Here is a 20,366-nt window from a genome sequence, read left to right on the forward strand (position 1 = left end):
ATCCAGACTTGGACCGATGCTGGGCTTGAAAAGCTTCACTTCCGCTACCACGACAATACAAGGCATTGAGCTCATGCATCGCATTCGCAAAGGGCTGAATCGCCCCGGCTTTCGTGGAGGCCGGTTAGTGTGAGTCAGGCCGGAATAGCTTGACTGCTCAGTTGCTTGTAATAGTTTGCCTCAGCTTCCGCCGGCGGTATATAGCCGAGCGGTTTGAGAAGGCGGTGATGATTAAACCAGGACACCCATTCGAGCGTGGCCAATTCGACGGCCTCACGCGTCTTCCAGGGAGCGCGGCGGTGGATCAGTTCAGCCTTATAGAGCCCATTGATCGTCTCGGCCAAAGCATTATCGTAACTGTCGCCTTTGCTACCCACAGATGGTTCGATGCCGGCTTCTGCCAAGCGCTCGCTGTACTTTATCGATACGTATTGCGAGCCCCTATCGCTATGGTGGACTAGCTCGTTTCGTTCGGGCTGACGCGCGTACAACGCCTGTTCCAGTGCATCGAGCACGAAATCGGTCTGCATCGAGCTGCTGACCCGCCAGCCGACAATGCGCCGGGCAAAAACATCAATGACGAAGGCAACATAGACAAAGCCCTGCCAGGTCGAGACGTACGTGAAGTCCGATACCCACAGCTGGTTTGGCCGCTGCGCTTTGAACTGGCGGTTGACTCGGTCGAGCGGGCATGGCGCCTTTGCATCGGCTAAGGTCGTGCGCACACCCTTGCCGCGCATGACGCCGCGCAGGCCGGTCTTGCGCATCAGGCGCTCCACGGTGCAGCGGGCCACGTCCGTTCCCTCACGTCGCAGTTGGCGCCAGACCTTGTCGGCCCCGTAGACTTGCAGGTTTGCCTGCCAGACTCGCTCGATGTCGACGCTCAGCACCTCGTCGCGCTGAACGCGTGCACAGCGCAATGCCGGGTTACGCTGCTGCGCCGCGTAGCGCCAGTAACCCGACGACGCGACCTGCATCACCTTGCAGATCGGCTCAACGCCGTAGGCATGACGATACCGGTCGATAAATGCTCTCACGGCTTGAAGTGGCGGCCGAGCTCCGCCTGGGCGAAAAAAGCACTCGCCAGCCGTAGGATCTCGTTTGCCTTGCGCAGCTCGCGCACTTCTCGCTCGAGCGCCTTGACGCGCTCCTCTTCAGCGGTCGTCGGTCCGGGGCGCTGGCCGGTATCGCGCGCCTGCTGGCGTACCCAGCGGCGCAGCGTCTCCGGCGTGCAGCCGATCTTGGCCGCGATCGACGTGATCGCGGCCCACTGCGACTCGTACTGGCTGCCGGCTTCACTAACCATGCGCACGGCGCGCTCAGCGACTTCGGGGGAATACTTCGGTTCCTTTTTCATAGCTCCATTCTCTCAAACAATGGAGCCTCTACAAAACTCGGGGCGGTTCAGAATCGTCTTTATCAATGAGGATGGCGTTGAACATATGTAGCTCCTTATCGGATGGGAAATCGGATTAGCGGGGCAAGACTGCGAGCGCAGTTGTGCACGCTGCACGGCACATGACATCTATCAATTTAGATATTGACATATCCCGATATGTGGCTATGATAGCCATGTCAACCGTTCGGCGTGTTTTGAGTTCGATTCATCGCCAAAATTTTGCCCAGTAACATCGAGATTTCTAAATATTTAGGAGTATTGAAATGAATAGAGAAATACTGTTTGAAAGCACGCAGCTGGGGCCTTATACCCTGAAAAACCGGATCGTGCTCCCGCCGTTGACCCGCTCGCGCAGTTCCCAGCCGGGCAACATTCCGAACGACCTGATGGCCGACTACTACCGTCAGCGGGCCGGGGCGGGCTTCATGGTCACCGAAGGCACGCAGATCGAGCCGCGTGGCCAGGGGTATGCCTGGACGCCCGGTATGCACAGCCCGGAACAGGTTGAAGGCTGGCGCAAGATCACGGCAGCGGTGCATGCCGAAGGCAGCATCATCTTTGCGCAGCTCTGGCATGTGGGGCGGGTTTCGCATAACTCGCTGCAACCCGGCGGTGCGGCACCCGTCGCACCATCGGCAATCGCTGCCGACAACGTCAAGGTGTTCGTCGAAACCGGCCCGGGCCAGGGCGCACTTACGGAGCCGTCGGTGCCGCGTGCGCTGACAACTGCCGAAGTGAAAGAGTTGGTACAGCTCTACGCCCAGGCGGCCCGCAATGCACTCGATGCGGGCTTCGATGGTGTCGAACTCCACTGCGCCAACGGCTACCTCGTCAACCAGTTCATTTCCTCGCACACCAATCGGCGCACCGATGAATACGGTGGCCCCCTGCAAAATCGTCTGCGCTTCCTGCGCGAGGTGGTACAGGCGGTTGCTGATGTGGTCGGCAAGGAACGGCTCGGGGTGCGATTTGCCCCGCTGTTCGCCAGCACCGAAGAAGACCGCGTCTATCTGGGGCTGGTGGAGGAAGATCCCCATGAAACCTATATCGAGGCCATCAAGGTTCTCGAACAGGTCGGGATTGCCTATGTCTCGCTTGCCGAGGCCGATTGGGACAACGCGCCAGAGCTGCCCGAGACCTTCCGAAATGATGTGCGCAGCAACTTCAGCGGCAAGATCCTTTATGCCGGTAAATACAACGTGGAGCGCGGTGTGCGCGTGGTCAAGGCGGGCTGGGGCGATCTGATCGCGTTCGGCCGTCCCTTCATCGCCAACCCGGATCTGCCTGAGCGCATCGCCCATGGCTGGCCGCTCAACGCAGTAGATCCAGCGACGATGTATGGCGGCACTGACAAGGGATACACCGACTACCCCTCTTACCGGCCATAAGGCAGTACTGGCCGCGTTCGCAGCTTCGGACGCGCCAGTGGCGCTGCGCGCGTGCGATGGAAACCTTGAGACCCAGAGGAGCCTGACAATGTATCAGCCAAGTACAACCCCTTATCAGCAGCACCAAGGGTTCGGTCGAACCTTCAAGGCCGGCCACCTGAGCCTGGGGCTGTTTTTCCCCATCGAGGCCTTCCAGGGCGATACGCCGACGATGTCCAACCAGGTCGAGTTGGCCCGTCGTGCCGAAGCGCTGGGCTTCTCCGCGCTCTGGTTCCGGGACGTACCGTTGCGCGACCCCAGCTTCGGCGATGTGGGCCAGGTTTTTGATCCCTGGGTCTATCTGGGCTTCATCGCAGCACATACGTCGACGATTGCACTGGGGACTGCGTCGATAGCGATCCCGCTGCGCAGCCCGCTGCACACGGCCAAGGCGGCTGCGAGCGTGGACCAGTTGAGCGGCGGCCGCTTCCTGATGGGTGTCGCCTCGGGCGACAGACCTGTGGAGTTCCCTGCATTTGATGTTGACCCGGATCAGCGGGGCGATATTTTCCGGGAACATCTGGAAGTAATCCGCAAGGCTCAGCGCACCAGCTTCGAGCCGCTGCAATGGAGTCGCGGTCGATTGGAGAGCGCGGACCTGATTCCGAAGCCGACTACGAACGAGATTCCATTTTTCGTGACGGGCAACAGTCGCCAGTCCATGGAGTGGATCGCGCGGGAGAGTTCCGGGTGGATCACCTATCCACGGGCACCGCAGTTGCAGAAGACGATGGTGGCAAACTGGCGAGAGGTGGTCAAAGCCCACTCTGGGGACACCTACAAACCTTTCCTCCAGTCGCTTTACATCGACCTGGATGTGCGTCCGGACGCACCGCCAGAGCCAATCCATCTGGGCTACCGGCTGGGGCGAAATCATCTGCTGGCGCTATTGGAGTCGCTTGAGTCGATTGGCGTCGATCATGTAATTCTCAATCTCAAGTATGGTCGCCGTCCGGCAGCAGAAGTCATGGATGAACTCGGCTCTTACATCGCGCCCCGGTTTGGTGCGCACGCGCCATGAGGCCGCAAGAGATCAACTCGTTATGGGTAGACTGACGCACGTTCTGTGATGCACTAAACGGTTACAGAGACTAGCGAGCAGCGAACAGGTGGATGGCATTGCTGATGCCTGACATCACTCTGAACTTTGCGGTAGTGGCTCTCACTACATCCGTGCACTGCTATTAGTAATTGAGATATTATAATATCGAGAAAAGTAGTTTTGAGGTTGCCATGAGCATTGATATCCACGAGGCACTGAAGGCTTTGGACAACCCCGCCCGATTGGCGATCTTGGCCAAGCTCAAAGACCCACGCAAACACTATCCAGAGCAAGAGGTCGATCCCGAAAAGGTCGGGGTCTGCGTGAGCATCATCCAGGAGAGTGCGGGACTGTCACAGTCAACAATTTCACAGTACTTGACGGTCTTGCAGCGGGCCAAGCTGGTCACGTCCCAGCGCATCGGACCTTGGACCTATTACAAGCGTCACGAAGGGAACATTGCGGAATTGCTCAAGAACTTGCAGAAGCTGATCTGAGTTCAGTGGCAGTGCCGCTCTCTGTGGGACGGGTCGCGTTGGTGCACTGCACACGGTGCGACTGACGTCCTTCATGTAGGGCAATGCATTGTCAAGGTAGTGCCACCCACCACGACCGCCAATAGACCACCGCTTGCCGTGGTCATGCCCCAGCGTGAGCTCAGCACTGCCAGCCACGCAGGCAGTCGCGCCCATCAATCCTGCCAACAACATAGCGAAGTCGAGGGTTCGCACGGTGATGATCGGGCCAATATTGACGGTGTAAAACGATCGTTTTACACTTGAGCAATGAAATCTCATCACCCCCTTGTTGCCACGGCAGAACAGCTCTTCGATAGATATGGCTTTACTGCCACAGGAATGGATCGGCTGGCACTGGCTGGTATTGTCAAGTTGCCGGAGTCCGCCGTCGCTCCCTAAAATGGGGGATGGCAAACACTCGACTTTACCGCGGCTTCCGCTACCCTCGTGAGATCATCAGCCACGTAGTGTGGCTCTACTTCCGGTTCTCGCTGAGCTTTCGCGACATTGAGGAACTGATGGCCAGCCGAGGCGTCATCGTTACCTATGAGACGATCCGGCAATGGACGCTGCGATTCGGCCAGCAATTTGCCAATGAGCTGCGCCGACGTCAGCCACGACGGGGCGATAAATGGCATCTCGACGAGGTTGTGCTGACGATCAAGGGCAAGCACCATTATCTCTGGCGCGCAGTCGATCAGGAGGGCCATGTCCTGGACGTCCTCGTGCAGAGCAAGCGCAACCGACAGGCGGCCAAACGATTCTTTTGTAAACTTCTCAAGGGCTTGCGCTATGCGCCAAGGGTTCTGATTACCGACAAGCTGAAGAGTTATGCCGCTGCCAAGGTTCAGGTCATGCCAGGCGTAGAGCATCGCCAGCACAAGGGACTGAACAATCAGGCCGAGCTGTCGCACCAACCGACGCGGCAGCGAGAGCGGCAAATGCGTCGTTACAAGTCACCCAGGCATGCGCAGCGATTTCTGTCGACACACGGGCCCATCAACAACGTCTTCCGGTGCCAGCGCAGCCGCCTGTCGGCGCAGCAGTACCGGCACGTCCGTACTCAAGCGTTTTCGCTCTGGAACGAGGTCACTGATATAGCGAAGAACGCGTAATCCGCCAGAGTTTGTTACCCGAACCGAGGCAAATTCGCCCTGGATTCTACAATTCGCCCCGCCAGTTCACCAACTTGACAGTACCCTTCAGCACCACCGGCGTCGCCGGCAGGTTCAGGCCGTAGTCGGTCTGGTCGCCGTTCCAGTTGCGCTCCATGACCCAGCGGCCATCGGCGTCGAAACGGCCCTCCTCCACCCGCGCCAGCAGCGACGGCTTGCCTGCGTTCGGGCCGTCGGCCGCGAACCTGACCCGCGCCTGCTGGCCGACGAGCACGAACTCGTTCTCTCCGACCTGGGCGAAGGCCACACCGCCGCCGGGTTTCTCGGTGCCTGACTGGTACTCGCTCTTGTCCTTCAGGTACTGGCGCTCGCCGAACTGGAATTCGCGAAACGACACGGTCGCCCTCCAGCCCTCCAGCGCCACCGTTTGCGGCGCGCGGTCGTCGCCCTCGGCCACGCCCTGGGTGCGGCCCTCGAAGGCCCAGCGCGCCCACTGGCGCTGCATCGGCGCGAACGCCCCATACACGGCGGCGAAGGGCTCGGTCATGCGGCGGTCGGTGAACTTCGCGCCCAGCGGGTAGTTGCTGTATTCGAAGTAGTCCAGTCCGAACGGCGCCACCCCCAGCGCCCCCATGCCGACGATCTGGTACACGTAGCGCGCATAGGCGGCCGCATTGCCCATCTCCGGCACCATCAGCGCGTTATCTCGCCGCTGGTAGGATTTGAGCACCGCCGTCACCTTGTGCGACTCCGGCATGTAGATGTCGGGCGCCGCCAGGTCGATATGCGGCGCGGCCGCCTTGTAGATGTCGATCACGTCCCAGGTCGGCCCGCCGCTGGCGAAATCGGCCTTCCACGGCGCCGCCGGCTTGCCATCGACCGAAGGCTGGCGCAGCGCGGCGTTGACGAACATCGGCAGGTCGTACACCGCGCGCCCGGCGCTGGCGATCGACTCGATATAGCGGGCGATGGCCCAGGCATGGAAGTACTGGTCGGCATAGTCGCCATACACCTGGCGCCAGCTGCCCCCGGTCACGCCCGCCACCTTCGGCTTCTGGCGCGCCAGCACGGCGGCCGGCACCGGCTGGCGGAAGGCCACCTCGGCGCGCGCACCATGGTCGCGCGCGACGCCATAGGTGCCCACCTCGTTCTGGACCTGCACCATGATCACGGTGCGGTGGCCGCTGTCGATCTTCCTGACGTGCTCCATCATCTTGACGAAGGCGCGGCGATCGAACGCCAGGGTCTGCTCGCCGAACGGCGAATGGCTGTAGACGGTCTTGCCGTCCTTGTCCTTCATGCGCGGGAAGCGCCGGTTGTCGAACTTGACCCATTCCGGCAGGTAGCCTGGGCCCGTGTTCTTCCAGGTGCCGAACCAGACGATGACGAGCCTGATATCGTTTTCACGCGCTTGCGCAACCAGGGTGTCGAGAAAGCTGAAGTCGAACTCCCCTTCCCTGGGTTCCACCTGTTCCCAGGCGACCGGCATCTCGAGGGTATTGGCGCGCGCATCCCTGAGCGCCGCCCACACCTTGGGCAGGGCGCCAGGATAGTTGCTGGAATTGTGGGCCTGGCCCGCCAGCATCAGGAACGGCGCGCCGTCGACCATCAGCGCGTGCCGGCCGTCCCGTGCGACGAGGCGCGGCAGCTCGGGGCTGGCAGCCGCGGCGGCGGCCCCGGCCAGCAGCAGGCAGAGCAGCGCGAGCGTCTGGCGCACGATCGCGTCACCGGGCCACTCGCCCCGGACGACGGCAGCGGCGGCGCGCACGGCCGCAGCCACAGCCAAACCCAGGCCCGGGCGCCGACCCATGCCGGATCGACGGGCGATCGTGGTACGCATCATGTCTCCTGCTGTCTTTTTTATCGGCTTGCTTGCAACCATGCTAATCAAACCAGGCGATGCTTGCAACAAAAATGTTCGCGCTAACAGAAAACGTTATCATACTGGCTTACCGCGGGCTGCCTTTTGTGTCAGCGCCCTTGCGACTGCGCCTGATAGCGCCGGACAACGCCTGCCCACCACCCACCACCTTCAACCAGGAGACCCCACCATGAATATCAGCGGAGAAATGATCATCGGCCACCAAATCCTGCGCGGCGCCGCCGGCGCCGTGCGCGCCTACGATCCCGCCAGCGGACAGGCGCTGGCGCCCGACTTCGGCCTGGCGACGCCCGCCGACCTGGCCCGCGCCTGCGAACTGGCCGACGCCGCCGTCGAGCCCTATCGCGCCCTGCCGCTGGAACTGCGCGCACGCTTCCTCGAGACGATCGCCCAGCGCATCCTCGACCTGGGGCCGGCGCTGATCGAACGCGCGGCGCAGGAAAGCGGCCTGCCCGTGGCCCGCCTCGAGGGCGAACGCGGCCGCACCGTGAACCAGCTGCGCCTGTTCGCCAGGGTGGTCCGCGACGGCCACTTCCTGGAAGCGACGCTGGATTCGGCCCTGCCCGAGCGCACGCCCCCGCGCCCCGACCTGCGCATGCGCAAGATTCCGCTGGGCGCGGTCGCCGTCTTCGGCGCCAGTAACTTCCCGCTCGCGTTCTCGGTGGCCGGTGGCGACACCGCAGCAAGCCTGGCCGCCGGTTGCCCGGTCGTGGTCAAGGCCCACAACGGCCACCTCGGCACCTCGGAGCTGGTGGCCAAGGCCGTGCTGCAGGCCGCGCTCGCATGCGGCATGCCGGAAGGCGTGTTTTCGCTCCTGATCGGCGACGGCAACCAAATCGGGGCCGACCTGGTGAGCCATCCGGCGATCCGCGCGGTCGGCTTCACCGGCTCGCGCGCGGGCGGCCTGGCGCTGGCCCGGATCGCCGCCGGGCGCAAGGAGCCGATTCCCGTCTATGCCGAGATGAGCAGCATCAATCCGGTCTACCTGCTGCCGGGCGCGCTCGCCGCCGGCGGCGCCGGGCTGGCCGGCGCCTTCGTCGATTCGCTGACCCTGGGCGTCGGCCAGTTCTGCACCAACCCGGGCCTGGTGATCGGCCTGGCCGGCGCGCAACTCGACGCCTTCCGCGACGCCGCCGCCGCCGCGCTGCGGGGCAAGCCCGCCGGCACCATGCTCACGGCCGGCATCCATCAGGCCTATGACAGCGGCATCGGCAAACGCGCGGGCGTCGCCGGCGTGCAGCTGGTGGCGCACGGCAGCCAGGGAGGCTCCGGCTGCTCGGCGCGCGCCGCCCTCTACCAGTGCGACGCCGCGACCTTCCTGGCCAACCCGGCGCTGGAGGAAGAGATCTTCGGACCGGTGTCCCTGCTGGTCGCCTGCCGCAATGAGGACGAGATGCTGGCCGTGACCCGCCACCTCGAAGGCCAGCTGACCGCCACCGTGCACGCCGACGACAGCGACGGTGCGCTGGCCGGCGCGCTGCTGCCGCTGCTGGAGCGCAAGGTGGGCCGCATCCTGTTCAACGGGTTCCCGACCGGCGTCGAGGTGGCACATGCGATGGTGCACGGCGGGCCGTTCCCGGCGACGTCGGATGCGCGCAGCACCTCGGTCGGCGCGACCGCGATCGAGCGCTTCCTGCGTCCGGTGTGCTACCAGGACGTGCCGGCCGGCCTGCTGCCCGATGCGCTCAAGGACGGCAATCCGCTCGGCATCGTGCGCCTGGTCGATGGTGAAGTGAAGCTCCCCGCCTGATTAGTAGGGTGGACGGCATCGCCGTCCATCAAACCGACAACATCACCGCCCATCGCCACCCATCGCCGCCATCAGCGTGTGCCGCTGCGCGTGGCCACGTCCAGCCATACGGCGAGCGTCAGGATCAGGCCCTTGACGATCATCTGCCAGTAAGCGTCGACGTCGAGCATCGACATGCCGTTGTCCAGGCTGGCCATCACCAGCGCGCCGACCAGGGCACCGTGCACGGTGCCGGCGCCGCCGCGCATCGACGTGCCGCCGATGAAGCAGGCCGCGATCACGTCCAGCTCGGCCGACACGCCGGCCGACGGCGAGCCGGCCGCCAGGCGCGCGGTGTTGATCAGGCCGGCCAGCGCGCACATCAACCCCATCAAGCCGAAGATCCACAGTTTCACCTTGCGCACGTCGATGCCGGACAGGCGGGTCGCTTCCATATTGCTGCCCACCGCATAGATGCGGCGGCCGAACACGGTCTGGCGCGCGATGTAGCTGAACACGCCCAGCAAGATGAGCAGGATCAGCACCGGCAGCGGAATGCCTTCATAGCTGTTGAACGTGGAGATCAGGCCGGCCAGCACCGCGCCGACCAGCAGCACGCGCAGCACCGAGCGCCACGGCGCGATCACCGGCAGTCCGTGGCGCGCCTGGTTGACCCGCTGGCGCCAGGCCAGCACGCCGGCCAGCGCGAACAGGAGCACGCCCAGCCCGATCCCCCACGCCGGCGGCAGATAGGCCTGCCCGATCTGCTCGAAGCCGGGCGAGACCGGCGCGACGGTGGCGCCGTCGGTCAGGCCCAGCACCGCGCCGCGGTAGGCCAGCATGCCCCCGAGTCCGACGATGAACGACGGGATGCCGGCATAGGCCGTGAGGTACCCGTTGAGGAAGCCGCACAACAGGCCCGCGCCCAGCACCACCGCGATCGACAGCGGCAGCGGCATGCCGTGGGTGACGTCGAGCACCGCCGCCATCCCGCCCAGCAGGCCCAGGAGCGAACCGATCGACAGGTCGATCTCGCCGGCAATGATGACGAACACCATGCCGCAGGCCAGGATGCCGGTGACCGACATCTGGCGCATCAGGTTCGAGACATTGCGCGCCGAGGTGAAGCCGCCCTCGGTCATCCAGTGGAAGAAAGTCCAGATCAGGGCGACCGCCACCAGCAGGGCCAGGATCTTGTATTGGGTGAACAGCCGCTTAAGTGTCGTGGTATCCATGGATGTCGTTTGCCTGTCAGTCCTGGCCCAGGGCGGCGGCCAGCACCGTCTCCTGGCTCAGGCCATCGTTGAGAAAATCGCCGCGCAGCCGGCCTTCCTGCAGCACCAGCACGCGGTCGGACACGCCCAGCACCTCGGCCAGCTCGGACGAGACCATGACGATGGCAATGCCCTGGGCCGCCAGTTCCAGCATCAGGCGGTAGATCTCGAACTTGGCGCCGACGTCGACGCCGCGCGTCGGCTCGTCGAGGATCAGCACCTTCGGCCCGGTCAGCAGCATCCTGGCCAGCACCGCCTTTTGCTGGTTGCCGCCCGAGAGCGCCGTGATCGGCAGCGCCGGGCTGGCGGTCTTGAGCGCCAGCCGCGCGATCTGCTGCCTGACCGCGCTGGCTTCCTCGCCGGCGTCGATGCGGCTCGCGTGCGCAAAGCGGCGCAGCACCGACAGCGTGATGTTCTCGCCCACCGACAGGTCGCGCACGATGCCGTGGCGCTTGCGGTCCTCGGGCACCAGGGCGAAGCCGGCGCTGATCGCCTTCAACGGCTCCGAAGTGTCGACCCGCCGGCCTTCGAGCCAGACCTCGCCCTCGTGGCGGCCCGGATAGGCGCCGAAGAGCGCCGTCACCAGCTCGGTGCGGCCGGCGCCGACGATGCCGGCGATGCCGAGAATCTCGCCGCGCCGCACCGAGAACGAGACGTCGTCCACCTTCTTGCGGCGGGGATTGTCGGGGTCGTAACAGGTGATGTGGCGCGCCTCCATCACGACGTCCCCGATGTCGTGATGGATGAGCGGATACATCCGGCTCATCTCGCGCCCGCACATCTGGGCGATGATGCGGTCCACGCTCATCTGCGGCATCGGCGTGGTGGCGATGTGCTTGCCGTCGCGGATGACGACGATGGTGTCGCAGATGGCCGCGACTTCGTCGAGCTTGTGCGAAATGTAGACGCAGGCCACGCCGCGCGCCTTCAGGTCGCGCACCGTGCCGAGCAGCACGTCGATCTCGGAGGCGCTCAGCGATGCCAAAGGCTCGTCCAGGATCAGCAGGCGCGCATGCTTGTTCAGCGCCTTGCCGATCTCTATCAGCTGCTGGTGGCCGCCGCCGTAATGCTTCACCGGCAGCGCCACGTTCACGTCCGGCAGGCGCAGGCCGCGCAGGATCTCGCCAGCGCGCCGGTTCATGGCCGGATAGTCGAGGCGCCCGCCGGGCAAGGTGATCTCGTTTCCCAAAAAGATGTTCTCGGCCACCGACAGCTCGGGCACCAGCATCAGTTCCTGGTGGATGATGATGATCCCGGCTTCTTCGGTCTCGCGCACCGAGCGCGCCCGCAGCGGCCGGCCGTCCCACAGGATCTCGCCGTCCCAGCTGCCGTGCGGGTAGACCGCCGACAGCACTTTCATCAGGGTCGACTTGCCGGCCCCGTTTTCGCCGCACAGGCCAACGCACTCGCCGGGCCGGATCGCCAGGTCGATGCCGTCCAGCGCCGGCACCCCGTCGAATCGCTTGGCGATTCCCTTCATTTCAAGCAGATAGCCCGACATCGCACCACTTTCCAAGGCGTGAAAAAATCCCCGGACCGCGTTGGCGGGAACCGGGGAAAGGAGAGATCCGGGCTTATTTGCCGTCCAGTTGGCCCTGGGTATAGAACCCGTCCTTTACCAGGAGGTCGACGTTCGACCTGGTCAGCAGGACCGGTTTGAGCAGGACCGTGCTGACCTGCTTGTAGCCGTTGTCGAGTTGGGCGTTGTAGGCCGGTCTTTCGTTGCGCACCAGCTGCACCGCCAGGGTGGCGGCGCTGGCGGCGATGGTCTTGAGCGGCTTGTAGACCGTCATGGCCTGAGTGCCGGCGATCACGCGCCGCACCGCGGCCAGGTCGGCGTCCTGGCCCGACACCGGCACCTTGCCGGCCAGCTTCTGCGCGGCCAGCGCCTGGATCGCGCCGCCGGCGGTGGCGTCGTTGGACGCGACCACGGCGTCGATTTTATTGCCGTTGGCGGTGAGCGCATTCTCGACGATGGACATTGCCTCGGATGGGCTCCAGTCCTTCACCCACTGGCGGCCGACCACCTTGATGTCGCCCTTGTCGATCAGCGGCTGCAGCACCTTCATCTGGCCTTCGCGCAGGATCTTGGCGTTGTTGTCGGTCGGCGCCCCGCCCAGCAGGTAGTAGTTACCCTTGGGCTTGATGGCGACGATCGACTGCGCCTGCAGCTCGCCCACCGCCTTGTTGTCGAACGAGATGTAGGCGTCGATGTCGGCATTGAGGATCAGGCGGTCGTACGACAGCACCTTGATCTTCGCCTTTTTCGCTTCGCGGATGGCGTTGTTCAGGACCGTGGCGTTATAGGGCACGATCACCAGCACGTCGACCCCGCGCGAGATCAGGTTCTCGATCTGGGCGATCTGGCGCTGCTCGCTGGCGTCGGCCGACTGCACGTAGACCCTGGCGCCGAGCTTCTCGGCGGCGCCGATGAAATAATCGCGGTCGCGCGTCCAGCGCTCCAGCCGCAGGTCGTCGATCGAAAAGCCGATCCTGGGATTCTTCGCGTCGGCCATGCCCGGGCCGGACGCGAACAGCAGCGCGCAACCGAGTCCGATGGCCGCGCCCAGCCTGGTGATGCTCGTCTTCGTGCCTGTCTTCATCCTTGTCTTCATCCTTGTCTCCTTTTTCACTATCGGGCGGGATCCTTCCCCGCACCGTATTGACTTTTTCTCAAGAATCGCCAGGATCGCCGTCCCTGGCGAACTCCCTCACGCGCAGGCAGGCACTGGCCGGCCAGGATACGGTCTTCCTCGGCCGGCGTATGCCACGAGGCGTCCTGGCGCGGGGTGCACACGGCGCCCGGCACCACATTGTTGACGCGGATATGGTGCGGCCCAGGTCACGCGCCAGGGCGCGGCCGAGGCCCTCGACCGCGCCGGTATCACGTCCGTGATGCGGGGGCGCTCGTCGCTGGTGGCGGTGTTGAGGAGGATGTCGACGACCAGCGCGCTGCCGATCCCGGAGGCGCCGCCGCTGATCACGACCCGCCTGCCGCGCAGGCCCGGATAGGTCGCATTGGCCGGCAAGGCGCGGCCGGGTTCGCCCGCGCCCGGCGTCGGGTCGGCAGGTGCCGTCATGGTCGTCTCCAGATTATTCTGAATATAGTCGATGCGCAGAACATTCCATGAGTAGGACTGTTAGCGCAATCATCCCAGTCTAATCGGGGCCTTCGACGGTTGTCAACGAATTATTGAAATGGATTTCAGAGACGGCGGATGCCCCGCACGGCGCAGCCGGATATCGCAACCGCGTGCGCCAGCCGCGAGCCGACAGGCGCATGCCGGCGCCGGCGATCAGATCAGATCAGCGCGCCTTGGCCACCGCCGGCAGGCGCGCCGGCGGCCGGATGCGCGGGGCGGCGTCGGACTGGCGCCGCACCAGCTCGAAGTCCATGCGGGCCTGTTCCGGCTCGGCCGGCTGGTCTTCGCGCAGCGCGCGCACGCGCCGCACCAGCGCCTGCACCGCCTCGCGCGCCATGCCGGCGATCGGCTGGCGCACGGTGGTCAGCTCGGGCCAGATCGTGGTGGCCAGGGCGGTGTCGTCGAACCCGGTGACGGTCAGGTCGCCCGGCACGTCCAGGCCCAGGCGGTGCGCGACCGCCACCGTGGCGGCCGCCATATCGTCATTGCTGGCGAAAATCGCCGTCGGCCGGTCCTTCAGCGCCAGCAACTGCTCGGCCGCGTCCAGGCCGGAGCGATAGGTGAACATGCCCTGCACCACCAGCTCGTCGGAGGCGTCGGCGCCCTTCTCGGCGATCGCCGCGCGGTAGCCGTCGAGGCGGCGCGCGCTCGCGGTCTGGTTCGGGTGACCGACGATGAAGCCGATGCGCTGGTGGCCCAGCGCGATCAGGTGCCGGGCCATGTAGCGGGCCGCTTCGTAGTCGTCGATGCTGACCGCGCCGACGCCGGGGGCCGGCGAGCCGCACGCCACGACCACCGCCGGAATCCCGGCCTTGGCCACACAGTCGAGCACGGCCACGCTGTCGCACAGCGGCGGCGGCAGGATCACGCCGTCCAGGCCATTGTTGATCAGGCGCTGGGTATGCTCGATCTCATGGTTGCCGGCCTCGCACTTCTCGACGAACAGCTGGACGTTGTTCAGGCCAGACTGGTTGAGCAGGCCGACCAGGAATTCGCTGAGGTAAGCGGCGCTCGGATTGCTGTACAAGAAACCGACGCGGATCGGCTTGGAGCCGGCCAGGTTGCGCGCTTCCTGGTTCGGGGTGTAGTTCAGCGCCGCGACCGCCTCCGCCACCTTGCGGCGCGTGCTTTCGCGCACCAGGCTCTTGCCGTTCATGACCCGCGAGACGGTCATCGCGGACACGCCGGCGAGCCTGGCCACGTCCACCATGGTGGGCTTGCCCTGCTCCATCGATTCGCGCACGGCCTCGACGCTCGTTTTGTTCATGTCGGTGAATCTCTTTGCAAGTCGTTCATGTTGGCCGATGTTAGCATAGTTAGGGATTTGCCATCGGGCCCCTCGCCGGCCTTGCCGGTGACGGAAAATCCCCGTTCGACACTATGGAAGACCTGCCCATCGATTGCGCTAACATGCGCCTCCGGCGTCATGCTATCCCGCGCCCCGCCGCGCCGCCAGCGCTTCGCGCGCGGCGGCCTGGCCTTCCGCCATATGGCGGGCGATCGACAGCGCTGAAAAATCGAAGTCACGCGCCGCGGTCTCGCACTCCGAGCCCTTGCGCATGATGCGGGTGATGCTGGGCGCGGCATCCTTGTCGCCCATCAGCTGAATATAGGTGGGCCACTGGCGCACCTGGTCGGCCTGGGCCGGCGAGGTGGCGTAGTCCAGGATACCCTCGACGAGCTTGCGAAAATCGCGCACCAGCGACTGCTCGGCGCTATCGCGCCGGATGCGCTCGGCGAACACGATCTCGTCGCGCCGGCCCAGCACCTCCATCAGGTTGGTCGGCAGCGCACCTGTTTCCGGATACAGGTCCACGATGAAGATGCGCTTGCGCGCCGTGCCCGAGTGCTCCAGCAGCAGTTCCAGCGGCGAATTGCTGATGATGCCGCCGTCCCAGTAGTGCTTGCCGTCGATGGTGGTCCAGGGAAAGCCGGGCGGCAGGCTGCCGCTGGCCAGGATATGGTCGGCGCTCAGGTCGTCGACATAGCTGTCGAAGATCTCCAGGCGCGCGGTCTCGACATTGACCGCGCTGACCAGCAGCCGCACCGGGCTCGCTTTCAACGCGCCGAAGTCGACGTAGCGCATCAGTAATTCCTTGACCGGTGTCGGGTCGTAGAGGCTGGTCCAGTCCAAAGGCGACGTGCCCAGGAAAGGCATGCCGGTCCAGCGCGGGCGGAAGAACGCCGGGACGCCGAAGGCGAGCGTTTGCCACGACCCGAGCAGGCGGCGCGCCCGGTCGTCGAGCAGCGTCCCGGCGGCATGCGGCAGGTCGAACGGCCGCTCGGGCGGGGGCTGGAGCGGCGGGTCGGGTCGCAGGCCGGGTTGCAGGTCGGATCCCAGGTCCAGCGGCAGGTCGACCGCCAGGCGGCGCCAGAAATCCTCCAGCGCGGCGGCGGCGCGGCCCGGATTGGCGGCCATGATGACGCCATTGAAGGCCCCGATCGACACGCCGGCGATGACGTCGGGCTGGATGCCCGCGGCTTCCAGCGCATGGGCCACGCCGCATTCGAAGGCGCCCAATGCGCCGCCGCCCTGCAGGATCAGCGCGGTCTGGCTGGGAATGCGGGTGATGCAAAAATCGGGCTCGTCCAGGCGCTTGCAGGCCCAGCCGATATTGGTGCGGTAGCGGATCAGGGATTCGATCGCGCGCGTCTCGACCGCCGGCCGCCCCGTGGAAAACAGGGCGCGCGGCACGTCGTGGTCGAGGTAGAGGCAGGCCCAGGAGCGGGTCTCGGGGCGGCCCAGCCGGGCATGGTGGTGGCCGGCCTCGGGCAGGCCCAGGAACTGGAACCCCTGGCCGAACAGCTCGCACGAGAAATACGGCACCTCGTCGTAGCGCAGGCGCATGCCGAGCATATTGCGCGCCGCCAGCCGCCCCTGCTTGACGGCGTTGTCCCAGTGCTCGATGCGGTGGCGCAGCCGGAACACGGGGTCGACGAAATTGGCGACGTCGCCCGCCGCCCACACCAGCGGATGCGAGGCTTGCAGGTACTGGTCGACGCACACGCCGTCGTCCAGCGCCAGGGCGCTGCCTTCGAGCCAACCCAGATCGGGAGCGACGCCGATGCCGACGCCGACCAGCTCGCACGGCAGCCGGCGCCCGCCTTCGGTCACGACCATCTCGACCCGCCGCTCGCCATGGAAGGCGGCGACCGTATCGGCCAGCACTTCGACGCCCTGGCCCACGTACAATGCGCGCAGGTAGTCGCTGATGCCGTGGTCCTGCAGTTTGTCGAACAACATGCCGTGGCGCGCCAGCACCGTCACCCGCACGCCCTTGCGCGCGAACGCCGCGGCCATCTCGAGGGCGATGAAGCCGGCGCCGACCACCACGGCCCGCGCCGCGCCCTCCATCGCGCCGCGCAGGGTGCGCGCGTCGACGGCCGTGCGCAGGTAGTGGATGCCGGGCAGCGCGGCGCCCGGCACGTCGAGATGCACGGGACGCACCCCGGTGGCGACCAGCAGCCGCTCATAGCGGATGACGCCGGCGTGGTCGGTATGCACCAGCTGGGCGTCGGCGTCGAGGCCGGTGGCGCGCACGCCGGACAGCAGCGTCACCCCATGATCGTGGAAGTAGTCGGGCGGCAGCACCGTCGCCAGCGGCGGCGCGGCGTCGCCCTCCAGGAAGCGGGTCGAGAGCTGCGGCCGGTGATAAGGCGGGTCGCGCTCGTCCGCCACCATGACGATCGCGCCCTGGGCGCCCTCCTGGCGCAGCGTCTCGGCGGCCGTGGCCGCGGCCAGGCCGCCGCCGACCAGCAGGTAGCGCGCATGGCGCGCGTGCTCGCGAACGGACGACTCGGCCGACTCCGGGGTAGCTGGCTGATCCGTCATCGGCCTTCCTTTCGTGAGTGGCGTCGATGCGGGTTGGACCGCGTCCAGGCTGCGGCGTTCGCCCGACGCCAGGGTGAAGATGGTTCCATCCTGACAACCCGCCACGCCGGGCATGACGCGCGGGCCCCATCTCGCTATAATCTCGTCCTTCGCCCCAAAGGAAAACCCATGTCCCTGCTTGCCCACGAGCTCGAATTGCTTTCGCCCGCCAAGACCGCCGAGATCGGCCGCGAAGCGATCCTCCATGGCGCCGACGCCGTGTACATCGGCGGACCGGCCTTCGGGGCGCGCCATAACGCCAGCAATCCGCTGGAAGACATCGCCGCGCTGGTCCGGTTCGCCCACGGCTACCGCGCGCGCATCTTCGTGACCATGAATACGATCATGCACGACAGCGAACTCGATCTGGCGCGCAAGCAGATCTGGCAGCTGTACGAGGCCGGCGTCGATGCGCTGATTATCCAGGACCTGGGCCTGCTCGAACTCGACCTGCCGCCGATCCAGCTGCACGCCAGCACCCAGTGCGACATCCGCGGCGCGGAGAAGGCGAAATTCCTGGGCGACGTCGGGTTCTCGCAGCTGGTGCTGGCGCGCGAACTGACGGTCGAGCAGATCCGCAAGATCCACGCCGCCACCGACACGCCGCTCGAATACTTCGTGCACGGCGCGCTGTGCGTGGCCTATTCGGGCCAGTGCTACATCTCGCACGCCGACACCGGCCGCTCGGCCAACCGCGGCGACTGCTCGCAGGCCTGCCGCCTGCCCTACACCCTGTCCGACGGCCAAGGCCGCGTGGTCGCCTACGACAAGCACCTGCTGTCGATGAAGGACAACGACCAGAGCCGCAACCTGGAAGCGCTGGTCGACGCCGGCATCCGCTCGTTCAAGATCGAGGGCCGCTACAAGGACATGGGCTACGTCAAGAACATCACCGCCCACTACCGGCTGCTGCTGGACGAGCTGCTCGAGCGCCGCCCGGAGTTCGCGCGCGCCGCGAGCGGGCGCACCCGCGTGATGTTCACCCCGGACGTCGACAAGAACTTCCACCGCGGCCACACCGAATACTTCGCCCAGGGCCGCCTGCCGGACATCGGCGCCTTCGATTCGCCCAAATACCTGGGCGTGGAACTGGGCATCGTGGCGCGCCTGAACGGCGACAGCTTCGACATCGTCACCCAGGCGCCGATGGCCAATGGCGACGGCCTGAACTACATGAACAAGCGCGCCACCTGCGGCATCCAGGCCAACCGCGCCGAGAAGCTGGGCGAGGAAGCCGAGGGCCAGCGCTGGCGCGTGTTCCCGAACGAGCCGATGCCGTCCCTGATCGGCCTGAAGGTGGGCACCGTCATCCACCGCAACCGCGACCACCAGTGGGAAGCCACGCTGAGCAAGAAGTCGTCCGAGCGCAAGGTGGCGATCGACCTGATCCTGAGCGAAGCCCCGGGCGGCCTGCGCCTGGACATCGTCGACGAGGACGGCATCGCGTCGCACGTCCAGGCCGCCCTCGAACTGCAACCGGCCCAGCAGGCGGCCCAGGCCGAGGCCGGCCTGCGCGCCAGCCTGGCCAAGCTGGGCAACACGATGTTCGAGGCCGGCCACGTGGCGCTGCAACTGAGCCAGCCGTGGTTCGTGCCGAGCGCCGCCATCAACGCCCTGCGCCGCGACGCCATCGCGGCGCACGAGGCGGCGCGCCTGGCGGCCTGGGAGCGCCCGCAGCGCAAGGCGCCGGTCGAACCGCCGCCGGTCTACCCCGACACCCAACTGAGCTACCTTGCCAACGTCTACAACGACAAGGCGCGCGCCTTCTACCACAAGCACGGCGTGCAGCTGATCGACGCCGCCTATGAAGCGCACGAGGAAGCCGGCGAAGTGTCGCTGATGATCACCAAACACTGCCTGCGCTTCTCATTCAACCTGTGCCCGAAGCAGGCCAAGGGCGTGCAAGGCGTACAGGGGCAGGTCAAGGCCGAGCCGATGACCCTGGTGAGCGGCGACGAGAAGTACACGCTGCGCTTCGATTGCAAGCCGTGCGAGATGCACGTGGTCGGCGCGATGAAGACGAACATCCTCAAATCGCCGCCGCCGTCGAACGTGGCCTACAGCCCGCTGACCTTCCACCGCCAGCGTCCGCGCGACCAGGCGGGATCGAAGGCGTAGGCGCGATCGGCCCGGGCCGCGTGGAGCGCGGCTTGCCTTGACGGCGCCCGCGGGCGCCGTCGGCGTCGGCGACTTGATCGTGCGGCCGACCTCCAGCCCCGACCAATCGGCAGCGGGTCAGGCCGGGATCTTGAGTCCTCTCCTGACTGAGGGGCGGGCCAGGAAACGCTCCAGCGCATCCCTCACATTGCCGAAGTCTTCGGCGCCGACCAAGTCTTCCGCCTCGTAGAAGTTCAGCAAGCCATTAATCCAGGGGAACACCGCGATATCGGCAATGGTGAAGTCGTTGCCCGCGATCCAGGTATGCTGAGCCAGCTGCGCGTCGATCACGCGAAACAGCCGGCGCGATTCGGCGGCGAAGCGGTCGCGCGGCCGCTTGTCCTCGTACTCTGCGCCGCCGAACTTCGCAAAAAAGCCGAGCTGGCCGAACATCGGCCCCACCCCGCCGATCTGGAACATCACCCACTGGATGACGCGGTAGCGCCCCGCCGCATCCGGCGGAATCAGCTTGCCGCTCTTTTCGGCCAGGTAGAGCAGGATCGCGCCCGATTCGAACAGCGCCAGCGGCTGCCCGTCCGGGCCGTCCGGATCGAGGATGGCGGGAATCTTGTTGTTCGGGTTCAGTGACAGGAAGGCTGGCGAATTCTGCTCGTCCTTCGCGAAGTCGACCCGGTGCGCCTCGTACGGCAGGCCGATTTCTTCCAGCATGATCGGGATCTTGACGCCGTTCGGGGTGGGCATCGAGTACAGCTGCAACCGGTCGGGATGGGCGGCCGGCCATTTTTGAGTAATGGGAAAGTCGGAGAGCTGGGTCATGTCGTTGGCGCCTCTTCAGGAACCGCCGCGGC

At 65.6% G+C, this 20,366-nt stretch carries 14 protein-coding genes, 1 pseudogene and 1 other annotated feature; of the genes and pseudogenes, 7 read left to right on the forward strand and 8 right to left on the reverse strand.

Annotated elements, in window-relative coordinates; genetic code table 11:
- A pseudogene (locus tag ABIB38_RS16050) lies at window positions 1-94 on the forward strand (IS6 family transposase); the annotation flags it as partial.
- A 40-nt stretch (window positions 95-134) separates the two neighbouring features.
- Here ABIB38_RS16050 and ABIB38_RS16055 read toward each other — a convergent pair.
- Window positions 135-1,357, reverse strand: a protein-coding gene (locus tag ABIB38_RS16055; RefSeq protein ID WP_429205307.1) for an IS3 family transposase whose coding sequence is annotated in 2 segments (ribosomal slippage) — window positions 135-1,078 and window positions 1,078-1,357 — 1,224 coding nt in all. Because the reading frame shifts where the segments join, the coding sequence is not laid out codon by codon here.
- Window positions 963-1,079: a sequence feature (AL1L pseudoknot), on the reverse strand. It overlaps the preceding gene by 117 nt.
- Before the next feature lie 305 nt (window positions 1,358-1,662).
- Between ABIB38_RS16055 and ABIB38_RS16060 the strand changes: the two genes are divergently transcribed.
- From ABIB38_RS16060 to ABIB38_RS16075, 4 genes are all read left to right on the forward strand, one after another.
- Window positions 1,663-2,787 (forward strand): alkene reductase, encoded by a 1,125-nt coding sequence (locus tag ABIB38_RS16060; RefSeq protein WP_184238331.1) that lies wholly within the window; start codon window positions 1,663-1,665, stop codon window positions 2,785-2,787.
- 88 nt (window positions 2,788-2,875) lie between these two features.
- Window positions 2,876-3,847, forward strand: a complete 972-nt coding sequence (locus ABIB38_RS16065; protein ID WP_152385716.1) for an LLM class oxidoreductase — start codon at window positions 2,876-2,878, stop codon at window positions 3,845-3,847.
- Window positions 3,848-4,059: 212 nt separating this feature from the next.
- On the forward strand, window positions 4,060-4,365 hold the full coding sequence (locus ABIB38_RS16070) for an ArsR/SmtB family transcription factor (protein WP_379737139.1): 306 nt from the start codon (window positions 4,060-4,062) through the stop codon (window positions 4,363-4,365).
- Window positions 4,366-4,793: 428 nt separating this feature from the next.
- Window positions 4,794-5,501: an IS6 family transposase gene (locus ABIB38_RS16075; RefSeq protein WP_429205310.1), complete on the forward strand. Its 708-nt coding sequence runs from the start codon at window positions 4,794-4,796 to the stop codon at window positions 5,499-5,501.
- A gap of 46 nt (window positions 5,502-5,547) precedes the next feature.
- Here ABIB38_RS16075 and ABIB38_RS16080 read toward each other — a convergent pair whose 3' ends face one another.
- Complete coding sequence (locus ABIB38_RS16080; RefSeq protein WP_429205312.1) at window positions 5,548-7,341, reverse strand: DUF5597 domain-containing protein; 1,794 nt, start codon at window positions 7,339-7,341, stop codon at window positions 5,548-5,550.
- 211 nt (window positions 7,342-7,552) lie between these two features.
- On the opposite strand from ABIB38_RS16080, the gene ABIB38_RS16085 reads away from it, so the two are divergent.
- Window positions 7,553-9,133, forward strand: coding sequence for an aldehyde dehydrogenase (NADP(+)) (locus ABIB38_RS16085; protein WP_429205314.1), 1,581 nt, complete (start codon window positions 7,553-7,555; stop codon window positions 9,131-9,133).
- A gap of 71 nt (window positions 9,134-9,204) precedes the next feature.
- Here the strand turns inward: ABIB38_RS16085 and ABIB38_RS16090 are convergent, their stop codons facing one another.
- From ABIB38_RS16090 to ABIB38_RS16110, 5 genes are all read right to left on the reverse strand, one after another.
- Window positions 9,205-10,347: a sugar ABC transporter permease gene (locus tag ABIB38_RS16090; RefSeq protein WP_429205316.1), complete on the reverse strand. Its 1,143-nt coding sequence runs from the start codon at window positions 10,345-10,347 to the stop codon at window positions 9,205-9,207.
- 16 nt (window positions 10,348-10,363) lie between these two features.
- Window positions 10,364-11,887 carry a D-xylose ABC transporter ATP-binding protein gene (gene xylG / locus ABIB38_RS16095; protein ID WP_429205318.1) on the reverse strand — a complete coding sequence of 508 codons (1,524 nt, stop codon included), beginning with the start codon at window positions 11,885-11,887 and terminating at the stop codon, window positions 10,364-10,366.
- A 73-nt stretch (window positions 11,888-11,960) separates the two neighbouring features.
- Window positions 11,961-12,989 carry a D-xylose ABC transporter substrate-binding protein gene (gene xylF / locus ABIB38_RS16100; RefSeq protein WP_429205320.1) on the reverse strand — a complete coding sequence of 343 codons (1,029 nt, stop codon included), beginning with the start codon at window positions 12,987-12,989 and terminating at the stop codon, window positions 11,961-11,963.
- Between the two features lie 703 nt (window positions 12,990-13,692).
- On the reverse strand, window positions 13,693-14,796 hold the full coding sequence (locus ABIB38_RS16105; RefSeq protein ID WP_429205322.1) for a LacI family DNA-binding transcriptional regulator: 1,104 nt from the start codon (window positions 14,794-14,796) through the stop codon (window positions 13,693-13,695).
- Between the two features lie 162 nt (window positions 14,797-14,958).
- Window positions 14,959-17,361, reverse strand: a complete 2,403-nt coding sequence (locus ABIB38_RS16110) for an FAD-dependent oxidoreductase (protein ID WP_429205323.1) — start codon at window positions 17,359-17,361, stop codon at window positions 14,959-14,961.
- Window positions 17,362-17,529: 168 nt separating this feature from the next.
- Between ABIB38_RS16110 and ABIB38_RS16115 the strand changes: the two genes are divergently transcribed.
- The gene (locus tag ABIB38_RS16115; RefSeq protein WP_429205324.1) at window positions 17,530-19,518 is read left to right on the forward strand and encodes a peptidase U32 family protein; all 1,989 of its coding nucleotides are present in this window, start codon (window positions 17,530-17,532) and stop codon (window positions 19,516-19,518) included.
- Window positions 19,519-19,635: 117 nt separating this feature from the next.
- Here the strand turns inward: ABIB38_RS16115 and ABIB38_RS16120 are convergent, their stop codons facing one another.
- Window positions 19,636-20,334 (reverse strand): glutathione binding-like protein, encoded by a 699-nt coding sequence (locus ABIB38_RS16120; protein WP_429205326.1) that lies wholly within the window; start codon window positions 20,332-20,334, stop codon window positions 19,636-19,638.
- Window positions 20,335-20,366 lie beyond the last annotated feature (32 nt).

It is taken from the genome of Massilia sp. UYP11, from assembly GCF_050434805.1.
Classification (GTDB): Bacteria; Pseudomonadota; Gammaproteobacteria; order Burkholderiales; family Burkholderiaceae_D; genus Telluria.

Bases quoted from the DNA above. Each gene is read 5' to 3' on its own strand.
- ABIB38_RS16110 (WP_429205323.1), bottom strand. From the start codon at position 17,361: ATGACGGATCAGCCAGCTACCCCGGAGTCGGCCGAGTCGTCCGTTCGC.
- xylF (WP_429205320.1), bottom strand. From the start codon at position 12,989: ATGAAGACAGGCACGAAGACGAGCATCACCAGGCTGGGCGCGGCCATC.
- ABIB38_RS16115 (WP_429205324.1), top strand. From the start codon at position 17,530: ATGTCCCTGCTTGCCCACGAGCTCGAATTGCTTTCGCCCGCCAAGACC.
- ABIB38_RS16090 (WP_429205316.1), bottom strand. From the start codon at position 10,347: ATGGATACCACGACACTTAAGCGGCTGTTCACCCAATACAAGATCCTG.
- ABIB38_RS16085 (WP_429205314.1), top strand. From the start codon at position 7,553: ATGAATATCAGCGGAGAAATGATCATCGGCCACCAAATCCTGCGCGGC.
- ABIB38_RS16065 (WP_152385716.1), top strand. From the start codon at position 2,876: ATGTATCAGCCAAGTACAACCCCTTATCAGCAGCACCAAGGGTTCGGT.
- ABIB38_RS16105 (WP_429205322.1), bottom strand. From the start codon at position 14,796: ATGAACAAAACGAGCGTCGAGGCCGTGCGCGAATCGATGGAGCAGGGC.
- ABIB38_RS16120 (WP_429205326.1), bottom strand. From the start codon at position 20,334: ATGACCCAGCTCTCCGACTTTCCCATTACTCAAAAATGGCCGGCCGCC.
- ABIB38_RS16075 (WP_429205310.1), top strand. From the start codon at position 4,794: ATGGCAAACACTCGACTTTACCGCGGCTTCCGCTACCCTCGTGAGATC.
- ABIB38_RS16080 (WP_429205312.1), bottom strand. From the start codon at position 7,341: ATGCGTACCACGATCGCCCGTCGATCCGGCATGGGTCGGCGCCCGGGC.
- ABIB38_RS16060 (WP_184238331.1), top strand. From the start codon at position 1,663: ATGAATAGAGAAATACTGTTTGAAAGCACGCAGCTGGGGCCTTATACC.
- ABIB38_RS16070 (WP_379737139.1), top strand. From the start codon at position 4,060: ATGAGCATTGATATCCACGAGGCACTGAAGGCTTTGGACAACCCCGCC.
- xylG (WP_429205318.1), bottom strand. From the start codon at position 11,887: ATGTCGGGCTATCTGCTTGAAATGAAGGGAATCGCCAAGCGATTCGAC.